Consider the following 18,899-nt stretch of genomic DNA (forward strand, 5'->3'; position numbering starts at 1 on the left):
GTCCTCCTCGTGCGGGAATCAGCCTGCGCTGCAGGACACCGACGGCCAGTTCCAGTTGCCGTTGGTCTGGATCGTCGCGCCCCAGTTGTTGCCGTTGCCGTTGGGCCTGGCGACGAGGGTCTGGCTGTCGGGGTAGGAAGCGGTCACGTTCCAGGTGGAGGAGACCTTGGCGGGGGACGGGACCCGCATGGTCACGGTCCAGTTGCTGGAGCCGCTCACCGAGACGTTGAGGTTGTAGCGGTCGCCCCACTGCTGGCCGGCCGACAGGGTCGCGGTGCAGCCGCCGTTGCCACCGCCACCGCCACCGCCACCACCGGAGCCCTCGCTCACGGTGATGTTGGAGCTGCCGGAGCTCTGGTAGCCCTCGGTCGCCATGATCATGTAGTTGTGGTTGCCCAGGTTCATGCCCTTGCCGGCCCAGGCGTCGAAGTGGTTGCCGCTCGTGATGGTGCCGCCGGTGCGCTTCTGCTGGCGGACGCTCCAGTACTGGTCGAAGGTGCGGGTGCCTTCGATGGAGGGGGCGTTGTACCGGGTGGTCTTGTAGATGTCGTAGGTACCGCCGTCGGTGGTGACGGTGCCCTTGTACTCACCCGTGGGCCGGTAGGTGCCCCAGTTGTCGACGATGTAGTACTCGATCAGCGGGCTGGTGGTCCAGCCGTACAGCGTCAGGTACGCGTTGCCGGACGGGTTGAAGCTGCCGGAGTAGTTGACGGTCTTGCGGCCGCCGGTGCTCCAGCCCTTGCCCGCCACGAAGTTGCCGGTGTTCCGCCACTGGGTGCTGTAGCTGCCGCCGGAGCCCAGGTCCATGGAGACCGTGCCCTGGGCGTCGGTCCAGAAGGAGTACCACCAGCCGTTGTTGGTGCCGGTCTGGTTGGTGGAGATGACGGGGGCGGCGGTCGCGGTGCCGGTGGTGAGGAGCAGTGCGGTGAGCGCGGCGAGAGCGATCGTCCAGACGCTCTTCACGCTCATGATCAGTCGGCCGCGTCTGCGGCCGCCGGAGGGAACGGACACATGCATGGGTGACGCCTCCTGTTACGGCTCGATGGGGAGGTCGATGCCGTGACAGTGTTGGTCTGAGCGCGTCAACCGTCAACAGTTTCGGTGAGAGTTTCGAAAAGTTCGCGTGACCGAAGATCGTGACGCTCCGCTGTCCTGCCAGTTCACGCCGCCTGTACGAGTACTTGAGTTGTGAAACAGTGGCGGTCTGCTCAGCTTCTCATCGAAGATCGATCAAGGGCTTACGAAACTTTCGCCTCACGTCGGAGTCGTCCAGCGCGGGGCCGTCTCCGCCCAGGCGGCGGCCCAGCGGGCGAGGTTGCGGCGGTGCAGCACGAAGCCGGTGACGGCGTGCACGGCGGCGCCGACCAGGGCCACGCCGATCGCGGTGAGCAGCGCCCAGCCCGCGGCTCGACTGCGGACCTCCTTGCCGGTCAGGGGCGCGTCGGTCGCCTCGCCGTCGGAGTCGATCCAGATGGAGACGACGCTGTCGGCGGTCAGTCCGGGCGCGACCTCCGCGCGGGTGGTTCGGGTCCGTCCCTCCCGGGTGACGACCCGGACCTCGACCGGGTAGCGCGTCTTCTTCTCCTCGTCCGAGCCCGGCTCCGGGTGCCGGGGCGCGTCGTGGAGGAGGGTCGCGTCGGTGAGGTGGCGTGTCTGCTGCTGGTGACGTGCGACGTCCTGGTAGTGGCGGTGGGCGGCGTCACCCACCAGGGCGCCTGCCAGGGGCGCCACGGCCAGAACGGCGAGCAGCACGCCGAGCCCCAGCCAGGCCCGCGCGGTGTCGGTGCGGCGGCGCAGCGGGTTGGGACGCCAGGGCCAGAACAGCGGGCGCGGCGGCGGTCCGGGGGGCGGCTGCGGCGCGGGTACGGTGCCCGCCACGTCACATCTCCTTCCGGTAGCGGTCACAGGCGAAGGTGGGCCGGCCGGGGGCAGTTCGGCCGGCCACGGATCCGGGGCGGTTCAGTCGGCGACGGGTCGGCCGGGGTAGTTCGCCTGCAACAGGTCGGGGGCGGTCCAGCTGGCAACGGTCGGTCGGGTCCGGCCGGGCGAGGTCGGCCGGACACAAGCCGGTCGGGAGGGTGGAGGTCGGTCCGGCACAGGCCGGTCGGGTGAGGGAAGATCGGTCCGGCGCAAGCCGGTCGTGCGGGCAAGGTCCGGCCCGGCGCAAGCCGGTCGGACAGGTTCAGGCCGGTCAGAGGACGCCGTCGGCCGACGGATGCCGGTGCGCGGCGGTCAGCAGTCCCGCGGCGCCGCGGACGGCGGCGGTGTGCGGGGACGGCACTGGCTGCACCGCGCAGTTGAGACCGCCCGGCAGTCCGCCGGTGATGTCGGGGCGCAGTGCTCCCCCGCCGGCCAGCAGCACGCCACGGCGCAGCGCGGTGCGGGTCAGGGAGGTGCGGTCCTGGCGCAGCATCTCCGTCACCATGCCGATCACCGCCTCCGTGATCAGCTCCCCCGGCGTGCCGTCGGACAGGTCCGCGGTGCCCAGGGCGGTGCGCCGGGCGTCGGTGACCGCGCCGTCGGCGAGCAGCACCACCTCGGTGAGGTGCGCGCCGATGTCGACCACCAGCAGCGGCCGGACGTGGTCGGCGCCGGCGGCCAGGGCGACCGCCCGCGCGCCGGGGACCGTCAGGACGGCACGCGGGCGGAGCACCTCGACGGCCGTACGGGCCGCGGCGCGGTACGCGGGACCGCCCAGCACCGGCGAGGTGACGACGACCAGCGGGCGGCCGATCCGCGGCAGGCGGTGGCCGAGCAGCCGCTCCAGCATGCGTGCGGTGCCGGGGGTGTCGACGATGGTGCCGCGCTGGACGGGATGGACGGCGCCCGAGCCGGGGAACGTGACCGTGGGCACGTCCAGGACCATGCCCCGTCCGGTGACGAACGCGCGGGTGCGGGCGCTGCCCAGGTCGAGAGCGAGACCTGAGCAGCGCCTGCACAGCGGCCAGTGCCGGTGCCGTACGGGAGCCGGCCGGGGGTGCCGGATCACGGTCACCGGCCGGCCTCGCGCACCTGCTGGCAGCGCCCGCAGTAGCGGGCCTGGGGAACTATCAGCAGGCGGTGGCGCTCCACCGGGCGGCGGCAGAGGTGACAGACGCCGTACGTCCCGGAGTCCATCCGGGACAGCGCCTCCTCGACGTCGGCGAGCACCATACGGGCCGACGCGGCGAGCTTGACGCCGACCTCGACCTGCGCGGCGTCATCGCGCACGCGGCGGTCGTCGGCGCGGCTCACCGTGGCGAACTGCCGCAGCTGTTCGCGGCGGAACAGCAGCTGCTCGTGCAGGTTCTCGCGGAGCGCGGCGAGGTCCTCGGCGCTGAGGATCTCGTCGTGCTCGCCGATGGTCTGATGGGTCACCACTGCACCTCTCGGGCAGAGCGGGGCGGACGGACGTGCAGGTGTGGGTCAGGCCGCGCGCTGGCAGCCGACGCAGTACCGGGTGTGCGGCAGGATCTCCAGCCGCTCCGGCGGTACCGGCTTCGAGCAGCCCAGGCAGGTGCCGTAGCTGCCGTCCTCCACGCGTGCGAATGCCTCGTCGATCTCTTGGAGGACCCGCTTGATGGCGTCCTTCTGGTTGGACATCAGGTGGTCGCCCGGGGCGGCCCCGGTTTCGTCCAGCGCCTTGAGCTGGGCGAGCCTGGTCGTTCGGGCGTGCTCCAGACGCCGGCGGACCTCGTCCGCGGCGAGGTTCGCGGCACGGGGGTCGGTGCGGGGCAGGTCGAGCGACACGTGTTCCTCCTGGAGGGCATGGGTGACGTGGGAGATGTACGGGATGACGCTTCCACCATGGCCCGGGCCGGCCCGTCTTCCCATTGGGCGCGGGACCCATCTCCGCGGGGTCCGAGGACCCACCCCGTGCGGCATGGGTCCGCCGGCCGACGGGAAATGGGCTGTGGGGCCCATCGACCCGGCGGGGGCGGGCGGGGCAGGCTGGCCGGTGTCCGCCCGGGACAGGGGGTCGCTGCCGCATCAGGGGCCGCGGTGACCGACAGTAGAGGCAGACAAGAAAGAGGAAGGCGTGACCTCCGTGTCCCTGTACTGGCGGATCTTCGGTCTGAACGCCGTGGTGCTCGGCAGCGCCACGGCGCTGCTGCTGTGGGCTCCGGTGACCGTGTCCGTGCCGGTGCTGCTGACGGAGGCGGTGATCCTCGTCGGCGGTCTCGTCGTGATGCTCGTCGCCAACGCGGCGCTGCTGCGCATCGGACTCGCCCCGCTGGACCGCGTGACCCGGCTGATGACCACCGTCGACCTGCTGCGCCCCGGCCAGCGGCTGCCCGTGCGGGGCGGCGGCGAGGTGGCCGAGCTGGTGAGCACCTTCAACGCGATGCTGGAGCGCCTCGAGGGGGAACGCGCCGCGAGCAGCGCCCGCGCGATCCTCGCCCAGGAGGGTGAGCGGCGTCGTATCGCCCAGGAGCTGCACGACGAGGTGGGGCAGAGCATGACGGCCGTGCTGCTGGCCCTGAAGCGGGCGTCCGACGAGGCGTCCGAGCCGCTGCGTGAGGAGCTGCTGCAGGCGCAGGAGATCACCCGGGGCAGTCTGGACGAGGTGCGGCGGCTGGTGCGCCGGCTGCGCCCCGGGGTGCTGGACGACCTCGGGCTGGTGAGCGCGGTGACGTCGCTGACGACGGAGTTCTCCACGCACACCGGGCTGCGTGTGGCGCGCCGCTTCGATCCGGACCTTCCCGCCCTGGACCAGGAGACGGAGCTGGTGATCTACCGGGTGGCGCAGGAGGGCCTCACCAACGCGGCCCGGCATGCCGAGGCCCGCCGGGTGGAGGTGGCGTTGCGCGCCGTCGGGGACACCGTCGTACTGGAGGTGGCCGACGACGGGCGCGGCATCGGCGCGGCCCGTGAGGGCGCGGGACTTCGCGGAATGCGTGAACGCGCGCTGCTGATCGGGGCCACTCTGGACGTCCGGAGTCCGGACGAGGTCTCCGCCGCAGGAACCGGTACCCGAATCCGGCTGACCGTGCCGGCCGTCAGGAAGCAGTCATGAACGACCAGGACATCCACGCGGACCGCCCCGCGGAGAGGATCCGCATCCTCCTCGCCGACGACCACGCGCTGGTGCGGCGCGGGGTCCGGCTCATCCTCGACCGGGAGCCGGATCTGGAGGTGGTCGCCGAGGCGGGTGACGGGGCCGAGGCGATCGCCATGGCCCGGACCCACGACGTGGACCTCGCGGTGCTGGACATCGCCATGCCGCGGCTGACCGGTCTCCAGGCGGCGCGGGAGCTGACCGCGCTGAAGCCGGGGCTGCGCATCCTGATGCTGACGATGCACGACAACGAGCAGTACCTGTTCCAGGCGCTTAAGGCAGGGGCGGGCGGCTACGTCCTGAAGTCCGTCGCCGACCGGGACCTGGTCGCCGCCTGCCGGGCGGCGATGCGGGACGAGCCGTTCCTGTACCCGGGGGCGGTGACCGCCCTGATCCGCAACTACCTGGACCGGGTGCGGCACGGCGAGGAGGCGCCCGAGCAGTTGCTCACGCCGCGCGAGGAGGAGGTGCTGAAGCTGGTCGCCGAGGGCCACTCGTCGAAGGAGATCGCGGAGCTGCTGTTCATCAGCGTCAAGACGGTGCAGCGGCACCGGGAGAATCTGCTGCACAAGCTGGGGCTGCGGGACCGCCTCGAACTGACGCGTTACGCGATCCGCGCAGGGCTCGTGGAACCTTGACCTCCCGCGCCCCGGGCCGTGCCGCCCGGCTTCCGCTGAGAGCCGCCGCTGCCGTACTGGCCGCGTTCGCGGCCGTGCTGCTGACCCTCGGTTTCACCTCGGGCTCCGCTCCGGCGTCGGCCGTCGCGGCCGGCCCGGCCGCTCCCGCCTACTTCCCGGCGTCCCCCGGCACGCCGACGTACTCCTCCGGGACGCAGCCGCACAGTGACGAGGCGTACGTCGCCGCCCGTACGGTGCTCGCCCGGCCGGAGCGGGACACCGGCAGGCAGGACACGGCCGCCGGCCCTCTGCTGTTCACCCCCGCGCACACCCCGCGCGTCCCGCCCCGGCCCGCGCGCCCCGCTCCCGCGGCCGGTCACGCGCCGCCCGCCGCCGCGCACGTCCCGGCGGACCTGGGGAGGGCTCCGCCCGGCGCCTCCAGCACCTGAGCCGTCCCCCATTCTTTCCGCTTTCCGCGTGCCCGCCGACGGGCACGTGTGCCTTGCTGGAGGCATCTGTGAAACGTCCCGCCCGCGTCAGGGCGTTGTTCGCGCTCGCCGTGATCGCCGTGTCCGTGTTCGTCGCCGTCACCGTCCCCGTCCGTCTCGGACTGGACCTGCGGGGCGGCACCCAGATCGTGCTGGAGACCCGTTCCACCGAGACCCTGGAGGCCGACGCCGAGGCCACCGACCGCACCCTGGAGGTGCTGCGCGGCCGGATCGACGCCCTCGGCGTCGCCGAGCCCACCATCGTCCGCTCCGGCGACCAGCGGATCATCGTCGAGCTGCCGGGCGTGCAGGACCCGCGGAAGGCGGCCGACGTGCTGGGCCGCACCGCGCAACTCTCGGTGCATCCCGTGAAGGGGCCGGGCACGGGGGACGCGACGAAGCCGCCGCAGGGCGAGCGGGTGCTGCCCGACGAGTCGGGCGAGCGGCTGCACCTCGGCAAGGCCGCGCTCAGCGGCCAGGACGTCAAGAGCGCCGAGTCCCGCTTCGACCCGCAGAGCGGCGCCGGCTGGCACGTCACCGTCGACTTCGAGGACGCCAAGGGCTGGGCCCGGCTGACCGGTGAGGCCGCCTGCCACCCGGCGGGCGACCCGCAGCGCCGGGTGGCCATCGTCCTCGACAACAAGATCATCTCTTCGCCGCAGGTCGACCCGTCGGTGGCGTGCGGCGCGGGCATCACGGGCGGGTCCACGCAGATCACCGGCTCGTTCACCAGCGACGAGGCGAAGGAGCTCGCGCTGCTGGTGCACGGCGGCGCGCTGCCGGTGCCGGTGGAGACGGTGGAGCAGCGGACCGTCGGCCCGACGCTGGGCGCCGAGGCCATCCGCGCCAGCGCCTGGGCCGCCGTGGTCGGCACCGCCCTCACGGCGCTGTTCGTGCTCGTCGTCTACCGCCTCATGGGCTTCCTCGCGATCGTGGCCCTGCTCTGCTACGGCCTGATCTCCTACGCCGGTCTCGCCGCCCTCGGCGCGACGCTGACGCTGCCCGGCCTCGCCGGTTTCGTGCTGGCCATCGGCATGGCCGTGGACGCGAACGTGCTGGTCTTCGAACGCGCCCGGGAGGAGTACGCCAAACGCAACCGGCCCAGCGGCCGCTCGGCCCTGACCGCCGGTTTCAAGGGCGCGTTCAGCGCGATCGCGGACTCCAACGTGACCACGCTGATCGCGGCGGCGCTGCTGTTCGTGCTGGCGTCCGGCCCGGTGAAGGGCTTCGGCGTCACGCTCGGCATCGGTGTGCTGGCGTCCATGATCAGCGCCCTGGTCATCACCCGGGTGCTCGCCGAGTTCGCGGTGGCGCGCCGCTGGGTGCACCGGCGTCCGGCGGTCACCGGTCTTGCCTCCGTCGGCCGGGTCCGCGCCTACCTCACCCGCCGCGACCCGCAGCTGATGCGGCGTCCCCGCCGTTGGCTGGCCGTCTCCGCGGTCGTCCTGGCCGTCGCCACCGCGGGCATCTTCGTGCGCGGGCTGAACTTCGGCGTGGAGTTCACCGGCGGCCGGCTGATCGAGTACTCCACCGAGCAGACCGTGGACCCGGACCGGGCGCGCGCCGCGCTCGCCGACGCCGGTTTCCCGCAGGCGGTCGTGCAGACCTCCGGGGACAGCGGTCTGACGGTGCGCACCGAGGAGCTGACCAACGAGGAGGCGGTGAAGGTCGAGGAGACCGTCGCCGAGGTCGGCGGCGGCGCGGAGAAGGTCCGCGACGAACTGATCGGCCCGAGCCTCGGCGACGAGCTGCGGCGCAACGCGCTGATCGCGCTCGGGCTCGCCCTCACCGCCCAGCTGCTGTATCTCGCCGTGCGGTTCCGGTGGATGTTCGGCGCGGGCGCGGTGGCCGCGCTGGCGCACGACGTGGTGATCCTCACCGGCATCTTCGCCTGGCTGGGCAAGCCGGTCGACGGCGTGTTCCTGGCGGCGCTGCTCACGGTGATCGGCTACTCGGTGAACGACTCCGTGGTGGTCTTCGACCGCATCCGGGAACTGTGGCGCAAGGACGCGAAGGCCCCGCTGGCGCAGGTCACCAACCAGGCGATCCTGCAGACGGTGCCGCGGACGGTGAACACGGGCATCGGCGTGATCTTCATCCTGGCCGCGCTGGCTCTGCTCGGCGGCGACTCGCTGACGGACTTCGCCCTGGCGCTGCTCATCGGGATGGTCGTCGGCACGTACTCCTCGGTGCTCACCGCGTCCCCCCTCGCGATCGAGCTGGACGCGAGGACGGGCGGCCGTCCCCGCGGCCGAGTCCCGTCCCGCCGCGCACCGGCCGACCCGGACGGACGGAAGGAGCAGACGGCGACGAGCGGACGCCGCTCGTAACACCGCGGAACGCCGCCGCGGCCCGGAGCCGCGGCGGCGTTCCTGTCGGTGCGTTCGTCGGGCAGGTCACGTCGGCCAACCCACCCACTGCGGGTCGCAGCCGGCAACGCCGCCGTCGTCCGGATGCTCCGGCAGGCCGGACACCCCTGGGCGCAGGAACAGCACCAGCACACCGCGGGCTGCGGCCATCTGCAGAAAAAGGCGGGGCCGACCCGGCCGAACTCGAGCACCTCGTGCCTGAGGGGGTCGAGCACTCGGCGAGCTACGTGCAGACGGACAGGACCACCTCCGTGATCACCCCGGTCACGGCCCCTCAGGGATTCCCCGCCGGAGATGCGCTGACCTCGCCGGCCGCGTGACGGGCCGCCCACCTCACCGGCGGCCCGTCCGTCGCGGCGGGAGCAGCCAGGGCGTACCCGTCACAGGCCGGCCCGCGCCGGCGCGTGCTCCTCCTCGAACTGCGTCCGGTACAGCTCCGCGTACCGCCCGCCCGCATCCAGCAGCTCCTCGTGGGTGCCGCGTTCGACCACGCGGCCGCCCTCGACCACGAGGATCAGGTCGGCGGCCCGCACGGTCGACAGACGGTGCGCGATCACCAGCGCAGTCCTCCCCTCCAGCGCCTCCCCCAGCGCTTCCTGGACCGCAGCCTCGGACGTGTTGTCGAGGTGGGCCGTCGCCTCGTCGAGGACCACGACCCGCTGCCGTGCCAGCAGCAGCCGCGCGATCGTCATCCGCTGCCGCTCCCCGCCCGACAGCCGGTACCCCCGCTCCCCCACGACCGTGTCGAGCCCGTCGGGCAGCGCCCGCACCAACGCGTCCAGGCGCGCCCGGCGCAACGCGTCCCACAGTTCCTCCTCGCCCGCGTCCGGCCGCGCCAGCAGCAGGTTGGCGCGGACCGTGTCGTGGAAGAGGTGACCGTCCTGCGTCACCATCCCGACCGTGGCCCGCAGCGACGCCGCGCTCAGGTCCCGTACGTCGGCACCGCCCACGCGGACCGCCCCCGCGTCGACGTCGTAGAGCCGTGGCAGCAGCGCGGCGACGGTCGACTTGCCCGCGCCCGAGGAGCCGACGAGGGCGACGGTCTGCCCGGGTTCGGCGCGGAAGGAGACACCGTGCAGCACCTCCTCGCCGCCACGCGTGTCGAGAGCGGCGACCTCCTCCAGGGAGGCGAGGGAGACCTTGTCGGCGGACGGATAACCGAAGCGGACGTCGTCGAACTCCACGGCGACCGGGCCCTCGGGCACCTCGCGGGCGTCGGGCCTCTCCCGGATCAGCGGGTCGAGGTCCAGCACCTCGAAGACCCGCTCGAAGCTCACCAGCGCGCTCATGACCTCCACCCGCGCCCCGGCCAGGGAGGTGAGGGGCGCGTAGAGGCGGGTGAGCAGCAGGGCGAGGGCGACGACCGCGCCTGCGTCGAGGGAGCCGGAGAGCGCGAGCCGGCCGCCGAGGCCGTACACCAGCGCGAGGGCGAGGGCGGAGACCAGGGTGAGGGCAGTGATGAACACCGTCTGGGCGGTGGCCGTCCGCACGCCGATGTCGCGGACCCGGCGTGCCCGTACCGCGAACTCCTCGGACTCCTCCTCGGGCCGCCCGAACAGCTTCACCAGGGTGGCGCCGGGCGCGGAGAACCGCTCCGTCATCCGCGTGCCCATGGCCGCGTGAGGGTGGCGGCCTCACGCTGGAGACCGGCCATCCGGCGGCCCATGCGCCGCGCGGGGATCACGAAGACGGGGAGCAGGACCAGCGCCAGCAGGGTGATCTGCCAGGACAGGGTGAGCATCACGCCGAGGGTCAGGACCAGGGTGACGGCGTTGGCGACCACGGTGGAGAGGGTGGAGCTGAACGCCCGCTGGGCTCCGATGACGTCGTTGTTGAGACGGGAGACGAGCGCGCCCGTACGGGTGCGTGTGAAGAACGCGACCGGCATCCGCTGCACGTGGTCGAAGACCGCCGTCCGCAGCCCCAGGATGAGATCCTCGCCGAGCGCCGCCGACAGCCGGCGGCCCAGCACGCCGAGGGCCGCCTCCACGACCGCGATCAGCGCGATCAGCAGCGCCAGACGCACCACCGTGTCCGGGTCGCCGCCGGACACGATCGTGTTGACCACCCGCCCGGCGAGCACGGGCGTGGCCACGGCGAGCGCCGCGGTCGCCGTGCCGAGCAGCAGGAACAGGATCAGCTTGCGGCGGTGGGGGCGGGCGAAGGCGCCGATGCGGCGCAGGGTGTCCCGGGTGACGGGCCGGCGCTCGTCCTCGGCGGTCATGACGCTGCGCAGTTGCGCCCACGCGGTGGTCTCCATGCTCATGACGGAGACGCTATGACCTCAACCATGATTGGGGTCAAGGACGCTCCCGTTCCGCCGCCCCGGCCCGCGGGCCGGGGCCGTCGCCCCGCATCCGGCTTGCCGCAACTCTCCGTTCGCCCGCGACGTTCATCCTCCGTGGACATGACGGTGACGATCCGCCGGGTGCTGTGCGTGCTGCCGCTGCTGCTCGTGGCCGTGGTCGCCGTACAACAGCGGGAAGTGCTGGCCGAGGGGCTGGGGCTGGTGACGACCGCCCGGTGGCCGTGGCTGCTGGCCGCGGCCGGTCTGACGTGTCTGACCTGGCCGGCCGCCGCGTGCACCAGGCAGGGCGCCGTGCTCGAACGGCTGCCCGGACGGCGGCTGGTGGCCACGCAGTTCGCGGCGGGCGCGGCGAACCACCTGCTGCCCACGGGGCTGGGGGCGAGCGCGGTCAACCTGCGGTTCATGACGGTGTGCGGACTGAGCACGGCCCGGTCCTCGGCCGCCCTGGCGCTGTATCTGCTCGCGGAGAGCGTCGGGCGGGTGGGGCTGCTTGCCGCGCTGCTGGTGACGTTCCCCGACGCGCTGCCGTTCGGGTCGCTGCTGCCGGACGAGGCGCCGGTCGGGCCGCTCCTCGTGGCGGGTGCGGTGCTGGTGCTGCTGGTGGGCGGGCTCACCGCCGTACGGCGGGTGCGGACGGTGGTGGCCGGGTTCCTGCGGACGGCGCTGGGCGAGGCGCGTTCGGTGCACGCCCGGCCCGCACGGGCGGTGGCGCTGTGGGGCGGGGCGCTGGCCTTCCCGGCGCTCCAGGCGGGCGTACTGGTCCTGGTGGCACGGGCGTTCGGTCTCGCGGTCCCGTCCGCGCATCTGGCGGTCGCGTACCTGGCGGCCACGGTGGCGGTGGCGCTGGTGCCCACCCCGGGCGGGATCGGCTCCGTGGAGGCGGCGCTGGTCGTGGCGCTGGTGGCGGCCGGCGGGGCGGCGGCGCCGGCCACGGCGGTCGTGGTGGTGTTCCGGCTGCTCACGGTGTGGCTGCCGCTGCTGCCGGGCGCGCTGACACTCGCGGCACTGGTGCGGATGAAGGTGATCTGACGTGCGGGACGGGTGAGGTGGTACGCGGGACGGGTAGGGTCCCGGTCCCACTCACGGAAGGGACCTTGTCATGCCGGTACGGAGCGAACGCCGGGGAGCCGTCACCACGGTGGTGCTCTCCCGCCCCGAGGCGCGCAACGCGGTGGACGGGCCGACGGCCGCCGAACTCGCCGACGCCTTCCGCGCGTTCGAGGCGGACGACGAGGCGCGGGCGGCGGTGCTGTGGGGCGAGGGCGGCACGTTCTGCGCGGGCGCCGACCTGAAGGCGCTGGGCACGGAGCGCGCCAACCGGGTGACCGAGGACGGCGACGGGCCGATGGGGCCGACCCGGCTGCGGCTGTCCAAGCCGGTGATCGCGGCGGTGGCCGGGCACGCCGTGGCGGGCGGTCTGGAGCTGGCGCTCTGGTGCGACCTGCGGGTGGCCGAGGAGGACGCCGTGTTCGGTGTGTTCTGCCGCCGGTGGGGCGTGCCGCTGATCGACGGCGGCACGGTGCGGCTGCCCCGGCTGATCGGTACGAGCAGGGCGATGGACATGATCCTCACCGGCCGTCCGGTGCCGGCCGCCGAGGCGCATGCGATGGGGCTCGCCAACCGGGTGGTGCCGGTGGGGCGGGCCCGCGAGGAGGCGGAGGAACTGGCGGCGTCGCTGGCCCGGTTCCCACAGGCTTGCCTGCGCTCCGACCGCGCGTCGGTGCTGGAGCAGGAGGGGCTGGGCGAGGAGGAGGCGCTCGCGGCCGAACTCCGGCACGGTTCTGCCGTGTTGGCGGAGAGCCTGGAGGGCGCGGCCCGGTTCGCGTCCGGGGCGGGGCGGCACGGGGCGCCCGACGGGTCGTGAGACGGCTGCGGGAGCGCCGGCTGGTACGAACACCCTTCTGGATACGGCAGGATGAGCGACGGTGCCCCCGCAGGTCAACGCGGGTGCGGCACCGGTGGATCCCGTATACCTCGAGCAGGTGACTCACGTGACACGACTTCACATACGGCTCTCGGCCCAGGAGAGACGGCCGTCGGCCCAGGGGTGCCCGGGAGGTGGGCGGTGACCCGCTCCCTCACCGTGGACGATCTGGTGCACGCCGGAATCGCCCTCGCCGCCGGCCTGCTGGCGGCGTTCCTGCTCCGCATGCTGCTGCGCTGGCTGGCGCGGCACGCCGAGCGCACCGCCTGGCGCGGCGACGACATCATGGTGGAGGCGCTGCGCACGGTCGCCCCGTGGGCGGCCATGGCGGGCGGGGCGGCCTCCGCGGCGGCGGCGCTGCCGCTGACCCGGGCCGTGCAGCACACGACCAACCAGGTGCTGACCCTGCTGGTCATCCTCGTCGCGACCGTGGCGACCGCCCGGGTGGTGGCGGACCTGGTCCGCTCGGTCACCCAGTCCCGGTCCGGAGTGGCCGGGTCGGCGACGATCTTCGTGAACATCACCCGGATCCTGGTCCTCGCGATCGGCTTCCTCATCGGACTGCAGACGCTGGGCATCTCCATCGCCCCGCTGCTCACCGCCCTCGGCGTGGGCGGTCTGGCGGTGGCGCTGGCGCTCCAGGACACGCTCGCGAACCTTTTCGCGGGCATCCACATCCTCGCCTCCAAGACCGTGCAGCCGGGCGACTACATCCGCCTCAGCAGCGGCGAGGAGGGGTACGTCGAGGACATCAACTGGCGCCAGACGACCGTCCGTGAGCTGTCCAACAACCTGGTGGTCATCCCCAACGGCCAGCTCGCCAAGACGAACATGACCAACTTCATGCGGCCCCAGCAGCAGCTCACCATCCTGGTCCAGGTCGGCGTGTCGTACGACAGCGACCTGGAACACGTGGAGCGGGTGACGAAGGAGGTCGTCGCGGACGTGATGACCGAGATCACCGGGGCGGTGCCTGAGCACGAGCCGGCGGTGCGGTTCCACACCTTCGGCGACTCGCGCATCGGGTTCACCGTGATCCTGGGCGTGGCGGAGTTCAGCGACCAGTACCGGATCAAGCACGAGTTCATCAAGCGGCTGCACCGGCGCTACCGCGAGGAGGGCATCCGGATCCCGTCGCCCGCGCGGACGGTCGCCCTTCAGCAGGGGACGGTGCTGATTCCGTCCCAGCGGGACGGGTCGGCGGCGGTGGACGACATGACCACCGGGCGGCCGGTCTGACGGTCGGCCCCGGGCCGTGGCGCGGATCGGCCGCCGCGGCCCGGCGCACCCGCCTCCGGCGGGTTCTCGAGTCTCCGCCCGGGCCCCGTTCGAGCGGTTCCCCGCGCCCCTGCGGGGCGCTCCCGGCGCGCCGCGCTCCCTCTCGCAGCCGTGCCCCGGCGAGGCGCTCCCCGGGAACTCGGCGTGGACCCCTGTCGAGCCCGGGGCCGTCACAAGATATCTTGATGTCGAGCAATGTTGCAGACGTGGAGCGGAGCACCCGGTGACTGACTCGACCATCATCTATACGCACACTGACGAGGCCCCGGCCCTGGCGACGTATTCCTTCCTGCCGGTGGTCCAGGCATACGCCTCGCAGGCGGGTGTCGCCGTGGAGACGCGGGACATCTCGCTCGCCGGGCGCATCATCGCCGTGTTCCCGGAGTACCTCACCGAGGACCAGCGCATCCCGGACGCCCTCGCCGAGCTCGGTGAGCTGGCGAAGACGCCCGCGGCCAACATCGTCAAGCTGCCGAACATCTCGGCGTCGATCCCGCAGCTCAAGGCCGCGATCGCCGAGCTGCAGGGCAAGGGCTACGCGCTGCCGGACTACCCGGACGACCCGAAGACCGACGAGGAGCGGGAGATCCAGGCCCGCTACGACAAGGTCAAGGGCTCGGCCGTCAACCCGGTCCTGCGTGAGGGCAACTCCGACCGCCGCGCCCCCGCCTCGGTGAAGAACTACGCCAAGAACCACCCGCACCGCATGGGCGCCTGGTCCTCCGAGTCCAGGACCAACGTCGCCACCATGGGCCAGGACGACTTCCGCTCCACCGAGAAGTCCGTCGTGATCGCCGAGGACGGCGCGCTGCGCATCGAGCTCAAGGGCGACGACGGCTCCACGACCGTGCTGCGCGAGTCGGTGCCGGTCCTCAAGGGCGAGGTCGTCGACGCCTCCGTGATGCGCGTCGCCGCGCTGCGCGAGTTCCTCACCGCGCAGGTCGCCCGCGCCAAGCAGGAGGGCGTGCTGTTCTCCGTGCACCTGAAGGCCACGATGATGAAGGTCTCCGACCCCATCGTCTTCGGCCACGTGGTGCGCGCCTTCTTCCCGAAGACGTTCGCGAAGTACGGCGACAAGCTCGCCGCCGCCGGTCTGACCCCGAACGACGGTCTGGGCGGCATCTACAAGGGCCTGGAGAGCCTGCCCGAGGGCGCCGAGATCAAGGCGTCCTTCGACGCCGAGCTCGCCGAGGGCCCGGACCTGGCGATGGTCGACTCCGACAAGGGCATCACGAACCTGCACGTCCCCTCGGACGTCATCGTGGACGCCTCCATGCCGGCCATGATCCGCACCTCCGGCCACATGTGGGGCCCCGACGGTCAGGAGGCCGACACCCTCGCGGTGCTCCCGGACTCCTCCTACGCGGGCGTCTACCAGGCCGTGATCGACGACTGCCGCGCCAACGGCGCCTACGACCCGTCCACCATGGGCTCGGTCCCGAACGTCGGCCTGATGGCGCAGAAGGCCGAGGAGTACGGCAGCCACGACAAGACCTTCGAGATCCCCGTCACCGGCACCGTCCGCCTGGTCGACGCCAACGGCGACGCCGTCATCGAGCAGGCCGTGTCCGCCGGTGACATCTTCCGCGCCTGCCAGACCAAGGACGCGCCGATCCGCGACTGGGTGAAGCTGGCCGTCACCCGCGCCCGCGCCACCGGCGACCCGGCCGTCTTCTGGCTGGACGAGACCCGCGCGCACGACGCCAACCTGATCGCCAAGGTGAAGCAGTACCTGCCGGAGCACGACACCGAGGGCCTGGACATCCGGATCCTCGCCCCGGTCGAGGCGACCAAGCTGTCGGTTGAGCGCATCCGCCGCGGCGAGAACACCATCTCGGTCACCGGCAACGTGCTGCGCGACTACCTGACCGACCTGTTCCCGATCCTGGAGCTGGGCACCAGCGCCAAGATGCTGTCGGTCGTCCCGCTGATGGCGGGCGGCGGCCTCTTCGAGACCGGCGCGGGCGGCTCGGCGCCGAAGCACGTGCAGCAGCTCGTCAAGGAGAACTACCTGCGCTGGGACTCCCTCGGTGAGTTCTTCGCACTGGTGCCGTCGTTCGAGCAGTACGCCTCCACGACCGGCAACGCGCACGCCAAGGTGCTCGCCGACACCCTCGACCGCGCCACGGCGACGTTCCTCAACGAGGACAAGTCCCCGACCCGTCGCGTCGGCGGCATCGACAACCGCGGCAGCCACTTCTACCTGTCCCTGTACTGGGCTCAGGAGCTGGCCGCGCAGACCGAGGACGCGGACCTCGCGAAGGCGTTCGCGCCGCTCGCCGAGACCCTCGCGGCCAACGAGGCGAAGATCGTCGAGGAGCTGGCCGCCGTCCAGGGCAAGCCGGCCGAGATCGGCGGCTACTACCAGCCCGACCCGGCGAAGGCCGCCGCGGTCATGCGCCCGTCCACCACGTGGAACGAGGCGCTGGCGTCCCTGAGCTGATCCGGACGACCCTGGGCTCCGCCCCGGCCGGCAACCTGCCCGGCCGGGGCGGAGCCGTGTCCGGTGGCCTGGGCGGGGCTCCCCGAATCCTGGGTGAGGGGAGCGGCCGGTGCCTCAGGGGCCTGACGGAAAGCCTCCGGGGCCTGGCCGAAGAGCGTCCGGACCTGGCCGGAGAGCGTCCGGGGCCGGCCGGAGAGCGTCCGGGCCTGGCCGGAGAGCGTCCGGGGCCGGGTGGGGACGTCCAGGGCCGTTGTCAGTGACGTGTGGCACCTTGATCGTCGTACTTCACCGACAGCACCTTTGGAGCAGCGCATGACCGTCGTGCCGCCCTCGTTCGACCTCCTCCCCGGCGACGCCGCCTCCCCCGTGATCCTGCATGTGCCGCACTCGGCGCGGGAGATCCCGGACGACGTACGGTCCGGGATCGTCCTGGACGACGCCGTGCTGGAGCGCGAACTGGACCACATCACCGACGCGCACACCGCGGCGATCGCCGAGGAGGCGGCCCGGGCGGCCGGGGTCACGCCGTGGCGGTTCGTGAACCGGCTGTCGCGGCTGGTCGTGGACCCGGAGCGGTTCCCGGACGAGCGGGAGGAGATGCTCGCCGTCGGCCTGGGCGCGGTCTACACGCGGACCACGCACAAGGACGCCCTCCGCCCCGACGGCTTCGACGCGGGCCCGCTGATCGAGCGGTACTTCCTCCCGTACGCGTCGGCGATGACGGAGGCGGTGTCTGACCGGCTCGCGGCGACGGGACGCTGCGTGATCGTCGACGTGCACTCGTACCCGACGGCCCCGCTCCCCTACGAGCTCCACGCCGACGGGCCCCGGCCCCCGGTCTGCCTCGGCACCGACCCCTTCCACACCCCGCCCGCCCTCCTCGACGCGGCGCGTGAGGCGTTCGCCCGGTGCGGCGAGACGGGCCTGGACAGCCCTTTCGCGGGCACGTACGTCCCGCTCAGGTACTACGGCAAGCGGGCGGAGGTGACGGCCCTGATGGTGGAGATCCGCCGCGACACGTACATGACGGAGCCGGGCGGCCCGGCCCACGAGGGAGTGACGCGCCTGGCGTCGGCGCTGGCCTCCCTGATTGACGCGGTGTGAGGCGACAACGGGCCGCTTGCGGGTCAGGCGCCCCGGCCTCAGGCGGCGGTCAGCCACCCCGGCCGGGACACGACGCGCCTCCCGCGCGCCCTCGACGGGCGTCCCCGGTATCCGCCGCAGGAGGACCGGAACCACAGGCGCTCGCCTGGACAGCTCACGCGTCCGTCCGGGAGCGCGGCGCCTCTCGAAGACGGCCCGGGGGAGCGGCAGCCGCACGCGTCCGCCGGGCCGCACGGCTCACCGCCACGCGCGCCCACCGCCCCTGAAGGACGCGCTGCTCAGACGCGGAGCCACTCCGTCATCACGGTCTCGCCGGTCGTGTGCAGCCGCAGGGCGAACGGCCCGGCCGGGGTCACCGTGGCCGTGAAGCGGCCCATGTCGTCGGCCGTGGTGGTCGCCGCCGGGTGGGGGCCCGTGAGGACGTCGATACGGGCGGGCGCCGGAGGGAGGACCTGACCGATCAGGCCCTCGTCCGTCAGTTCGACGTCCAGTGTCGTCTCCCCCGCGCTGAACGTCAGCATGCGCGGAGCCGCCGCCGCGCCCCGCACGGGGATCGCGTCGACGAGCGAGTCGAAGGTCAGCTCGGCGACCCGCGCCTCCAGGTCCCGCAGCGCGAAGGCGTCCACGGCGCTCTGGAGCAGCGCCGGCGGCACCGGGTCCAGGAGGGACGCGGCCTGCCGCAGCTCCTCCTCCAGCAGTTCCTCCTCGACGCCGGGGCCGTCGCCGAAGCCCTTGCCGCTGCTGATGTCGTCGCTCATACCGTCCCCCGTGACTCCAGCCGGGCCCTCAACCGGCGCAGGCAGCGCTGGCGCATCGGCCCGATGCTGCCCACCGCGATGTCGAGCGCGGCGGACACCTCCTGATAGCTGGGCGGCGGAGACGCGATCAGCACGCGCAGCAACTGCCTGCACCGCTCGCCCAGTTCCTCGAACGCCTGCCACAACCGCCGTACCCGCTCCCCCTGCGCGGCGGCCTCCTCCGTCTCCAGCAGCGCCTGTTCGGGCTCGCCGTCCTCGCTGACCGTGTCGAGCATGTGCGGGTCGTCCGTCAGGACCAGCCGCCGCGCGTGGCGGTGCACCTTCAGGCACTCGTGACGCGCGGTGCTGGCCAGCCAGGAGCCCGCCTTCTCCGGCTCCCGGATGCGGTCCAGATGCTGGGTGAAGCGGAACCAGACGGTCTGGTACACCTCGTGGGCGTCGGCGTCGGACAACCGGTGCGCGCGCACCACGGACCAGACCAGCGGGCCCAGCCCCTCCACGATCGCCTTCCAGGCCGCCGCGTCTCCGTCGACAGCGGACCGGACCAACGCGCCGACTTCCGAACGCTCCAC

General features: G+C 72.8%; 16 protein-coding genes and 1 pseudogene. 9 read left to right on the forward strand and 8 right to left on the reverse strand.

Features of this window, described 5'->3' with window-relative positions; genetic code table 11:
* Positions 1-18 precede the first annotated feature (18 nt).
* The 5 genes from ACF1AG_RS18200 to ACF1AG_RS18220 form a co-directional block, all read right to left on the reverse strand.
* The gene (locus ACF1AG_RS18200) at positions 19-1,017 is read right to left on the reverse strand and encodes a glycoside hydrolase family 11 protein (protein WP_359604988.1); all 999 of its coding nucleotides are present in this window, start codon (positions 1,015-1,017) and stop codon (positions 19-21) included.
* 237 nt (positions 1,018-1,254) lie between these two features.
* Positions 1,255-1,878, reverse strand: a complete 624-nt coding sequence (locus tag ACF1AG_RS18205) for a hypothetical protein (protein ID WP_359604989.1) — start codon at positions 1,876-1,878, stop codon at positions 1,255-1,257.
* A gap of 313 nt (positions 1,879-2,191) precedes the next feature.
* Complete coding sequence (locus tag ACF1AG_RS18210; protein WP_359604991.1) at positions 2,192-2,995, reverse strand: rod shape-determining protein; 804 nt, start codon at positions 2,993-2,995, stop codon at positions 2,192-2,194.
* Positions 2,992-3,360, reverse strand: a complete 369-nt coding sequence (locus ACF1AG_RS18215) for a TraR/DksA C4-type zinc finger protein (RefSeq protein ID WP_359604993.1) — start codon at positions 3,358-3,360, stop codon at positions 2,992-2,994. The genes ACF1AG_RS18210 and ACF1AG_RS18215 overlap by 4 nt, the downstream gene beginning before the upstream one ends.
* Positions 3,361-3,405: 45 nt before the next feature.
* Positions 3,406-3,729, reverse strand: coding sequence for a TraR/DksA C4-type zinc finger protein (locus ACF1AG_RS18220; protein WP_033276337.1), 324 nt, complete (start codon positions 3,727-3,729; stop codon positions 3,406-3,408).
* 289 nt (positions 3,730-4,018) lie between these two features.
* Between ACF1AG_RS18220 and ACF1AG_RS18225 the strand changes: the two genes are divergently transcribed.
* The 4 genes from ACF1AG_RS18225 to secD all read left to right on the forward strand — a co-directional run bounded on the left by ACF1AG_RS18225 (position 4,019) and on the right by secD (position 8,473).
* Positions 4,019-4,996, forward strand: coding sequence for a sensor histidine kinase (locus tag ACF1AG_RS18225; protein WP_359604995.1), 978 nt, complete (start codon positions 4,019-4,021; stop codon positions 4,994-4,996).
* Positions 4,993-5,676, forward strand: coding sequence for a response regulator transcription factor (locus ACF1AG_RS18230; protein ID WP_359604996.1), 684 nt, complete (start codon positions 4,993-4,995; stop codon positions 5,674-5,676). Before ACF1AG_RS18225 ends, ACF1AG_RS18230 begins: the two co-directional genes overlap by 4 nt.
* Complete coding sequence (locus tag ACF1AG_RS18235; RefSeq protein ID WP_359604998.1) at positions 5,673-6,104, forward strand: hypothetical protein; 432 nt, start codon at positions 5,673-5,675, stop codon at positions 6,102-6,104. Before ACF1AG_RS18230 ends, ACF1AG_RS18235 begins: the two co-directional genes overlap by 4 nt.
* 68 nt (positions 6,105-6,172) lie before the next feature.
* The gene (secD, locus tag ACF1AG_RS18240; protein ID WP_391810036.1) at positions 6,173-8,473 is read left to right on the forward strand and encodes a protein translocase subunit SecD; all 2,301 of its coding nucleotides are present in this window, start codon (positions 6,173-6,175) and stop codon (positions 8,471-8,473) included.
* Between the two features lie 419 nt (positions 8,474-8,892).
* Here secD and ACF1AG_RS18245 read toward each other — a convergent pair.
* Positions 8,893-10,772, reverse strand: a pseudogene (locus ACF1AG_RS18245) (ABC transporter ATP-binding protein).
* Positions 10,773-10,919: 147 nt separating this feature from the next.
* Between ACF1AG_RS18245 and ACF1AG_RS18250 the strand changes: the two are divergent.
* The 5 genes from ACF1AG_RS18250 (at position 10,920) to ACF1AG_RS18270 (ending at position 17,569) form a co-directional block, all read left to right on the forward strand.
* Positions 10,920-11,849, forward strand: a complete 930-nt coding sequence (locus ACF1AG_RS18250) for a lysylphosphatidylglycerol synthase domain-containing protein (protein WP_359605002.1) — start codon at positions 10,920-10,922, stop codon at positions 11,847-11,849.
* Between the two features lie 70 nt (positions 11,850-11,919).
* The gene (locus ACF1AG_RS18255; RefSeq protein ID WP_391810037.1) at positions 11,920-12,684 is read left to right on the forward strand and encodes a crotonase/enoyl-CoA hydratase family protein; all 765 of its coding nucleotides are present in this window, start codon (positions 11,920-11,922) and stop codon (positions 12,682-12,684) included.
* Between the two features lie 201 nt (positions 12,685-12,885).
* Positions 12,886-13,983 (forward strand): mechanosensitive ion channel family protein, encoded by a 1,098-nt coding sequence (locus ACF1AG_RS18260; RefSeq protein WP_359605006.1) that lies wholly within the window; start codon positions 12,886-12,888, stop codon positions 13,981-13,983.
* A 262-nt stretch (positions 13,984-14,245) separates the two neighbouring features.
* The gene (locus ACF1AG_RS18265) at positions 14,246-16,465 is read left to right on the forward strand and encodes an NADP-dependent isocitrate dehydrogenase (RefSeq protein ID WP_359605008.1); all 2,220 of its coding nucleotides are present in this window, start codon (positions 14,246-14,248) and stop codon (positions 16,463-16,465) included.
* A 312-nt stretch (positions 16,466-16,777) separates the two neighbouring features.
* Complete coding sequence (locus ACF1AG_RS18270; RefSeq protein ID WP_359608208.1) at positions 16,778-17,569, forward strand: N-formylglutamate amidohydrolase; 792 nt, start codon at positions 16,778-16,780, stop codon at positions 17,567-17,569.
* Positions 17,570-17,847: 278 nt separating this feature from the next.
* On the opposite strand, the gene ACF1AG_RS18275 is transcribed toward ACF1AG_RS18270, so the two are convergent.
* Positions 17,848-18,327: a hypothetical protein gene (locus ACF1AG_RS18275; RefSeq protein ID WP_359606584.1), complete on the reverse strand. Its 480-nt coding sequence runs from the start codon at positions 18,325-18,327 to the stop codon at positions 17,848-17,850.
* Positions 18,324-18,899, reverse strand: coding sequence for a sigma-70 family RNA polymerase sigma factor (locus ACF1AG_RS18280; RefSeq protein WP_359606583.1), 576 nt, complete (start codon positions 18,897-18,899; stop codon positions 18,324-18,326). Before ACF1AG_RS18280 ends, ACF1AG_RS18275 begins: the two co-directional genes overlap by 4 nt.

The sequence above is a fragment of the Streptomyces sp. NPDC014764 genome, from assembly GCF_043082785.1.
GTDB lineage: Bacteria > Actinomycetota > Actinomycetes > Streptomycetales > Streptomycetaceae > Streptomyces > Streptomyces althioticus.

Excerpts from the sequence above, each read along its gene's own strand:
- ACF1AG_RS18230 (WP_359604996.1), top strand. The coding sequence starts at position 4,993 with ATGAACGACCAGGACATCCACGCGGACCGCCCCGCGGAGAGGATCCGC.
- ACF1AG_RS18250 (WP_359605002.1), top strand. The coding sequence starts at position 10,920 with ATGACGGTGACGATCCGCCGGGTGCTGTGCGTGCTGCCGCTGCTGCTC.
- ACF1AG_RS18275 (WP_359606584.1), bottom strand. The coding sequence starts at position 18,327 with ATGAGCGACGACATCAGCAGCGGCAAGGGCTTCGGCGACGGCCCCGGC.
- ACF1AG_RS18255 (WP_391810037.1), top strand. The coding sequence starts at position 11,920 with ATGCCGGTACGGAGCGAACGCCGGGGAGCCGTCACCACGGTGGTGCTC.
- ACF1AG_RS18270 (WP_359608208.1), top strand. The coding sequence starts at position 16,778 with ATGACCGTCGTGCCGCCCTCGTTCGACCTCCTCCCCGGCGACGCCGCC.
- ACF1AG_RS18200 (WP_359604988.1), bottom strand. The coding sequence starts at position 1,017 with ATGCATGTGTCCGTTCCCTCCGGCGGCCGCAGACGCGGCCGACTGATC.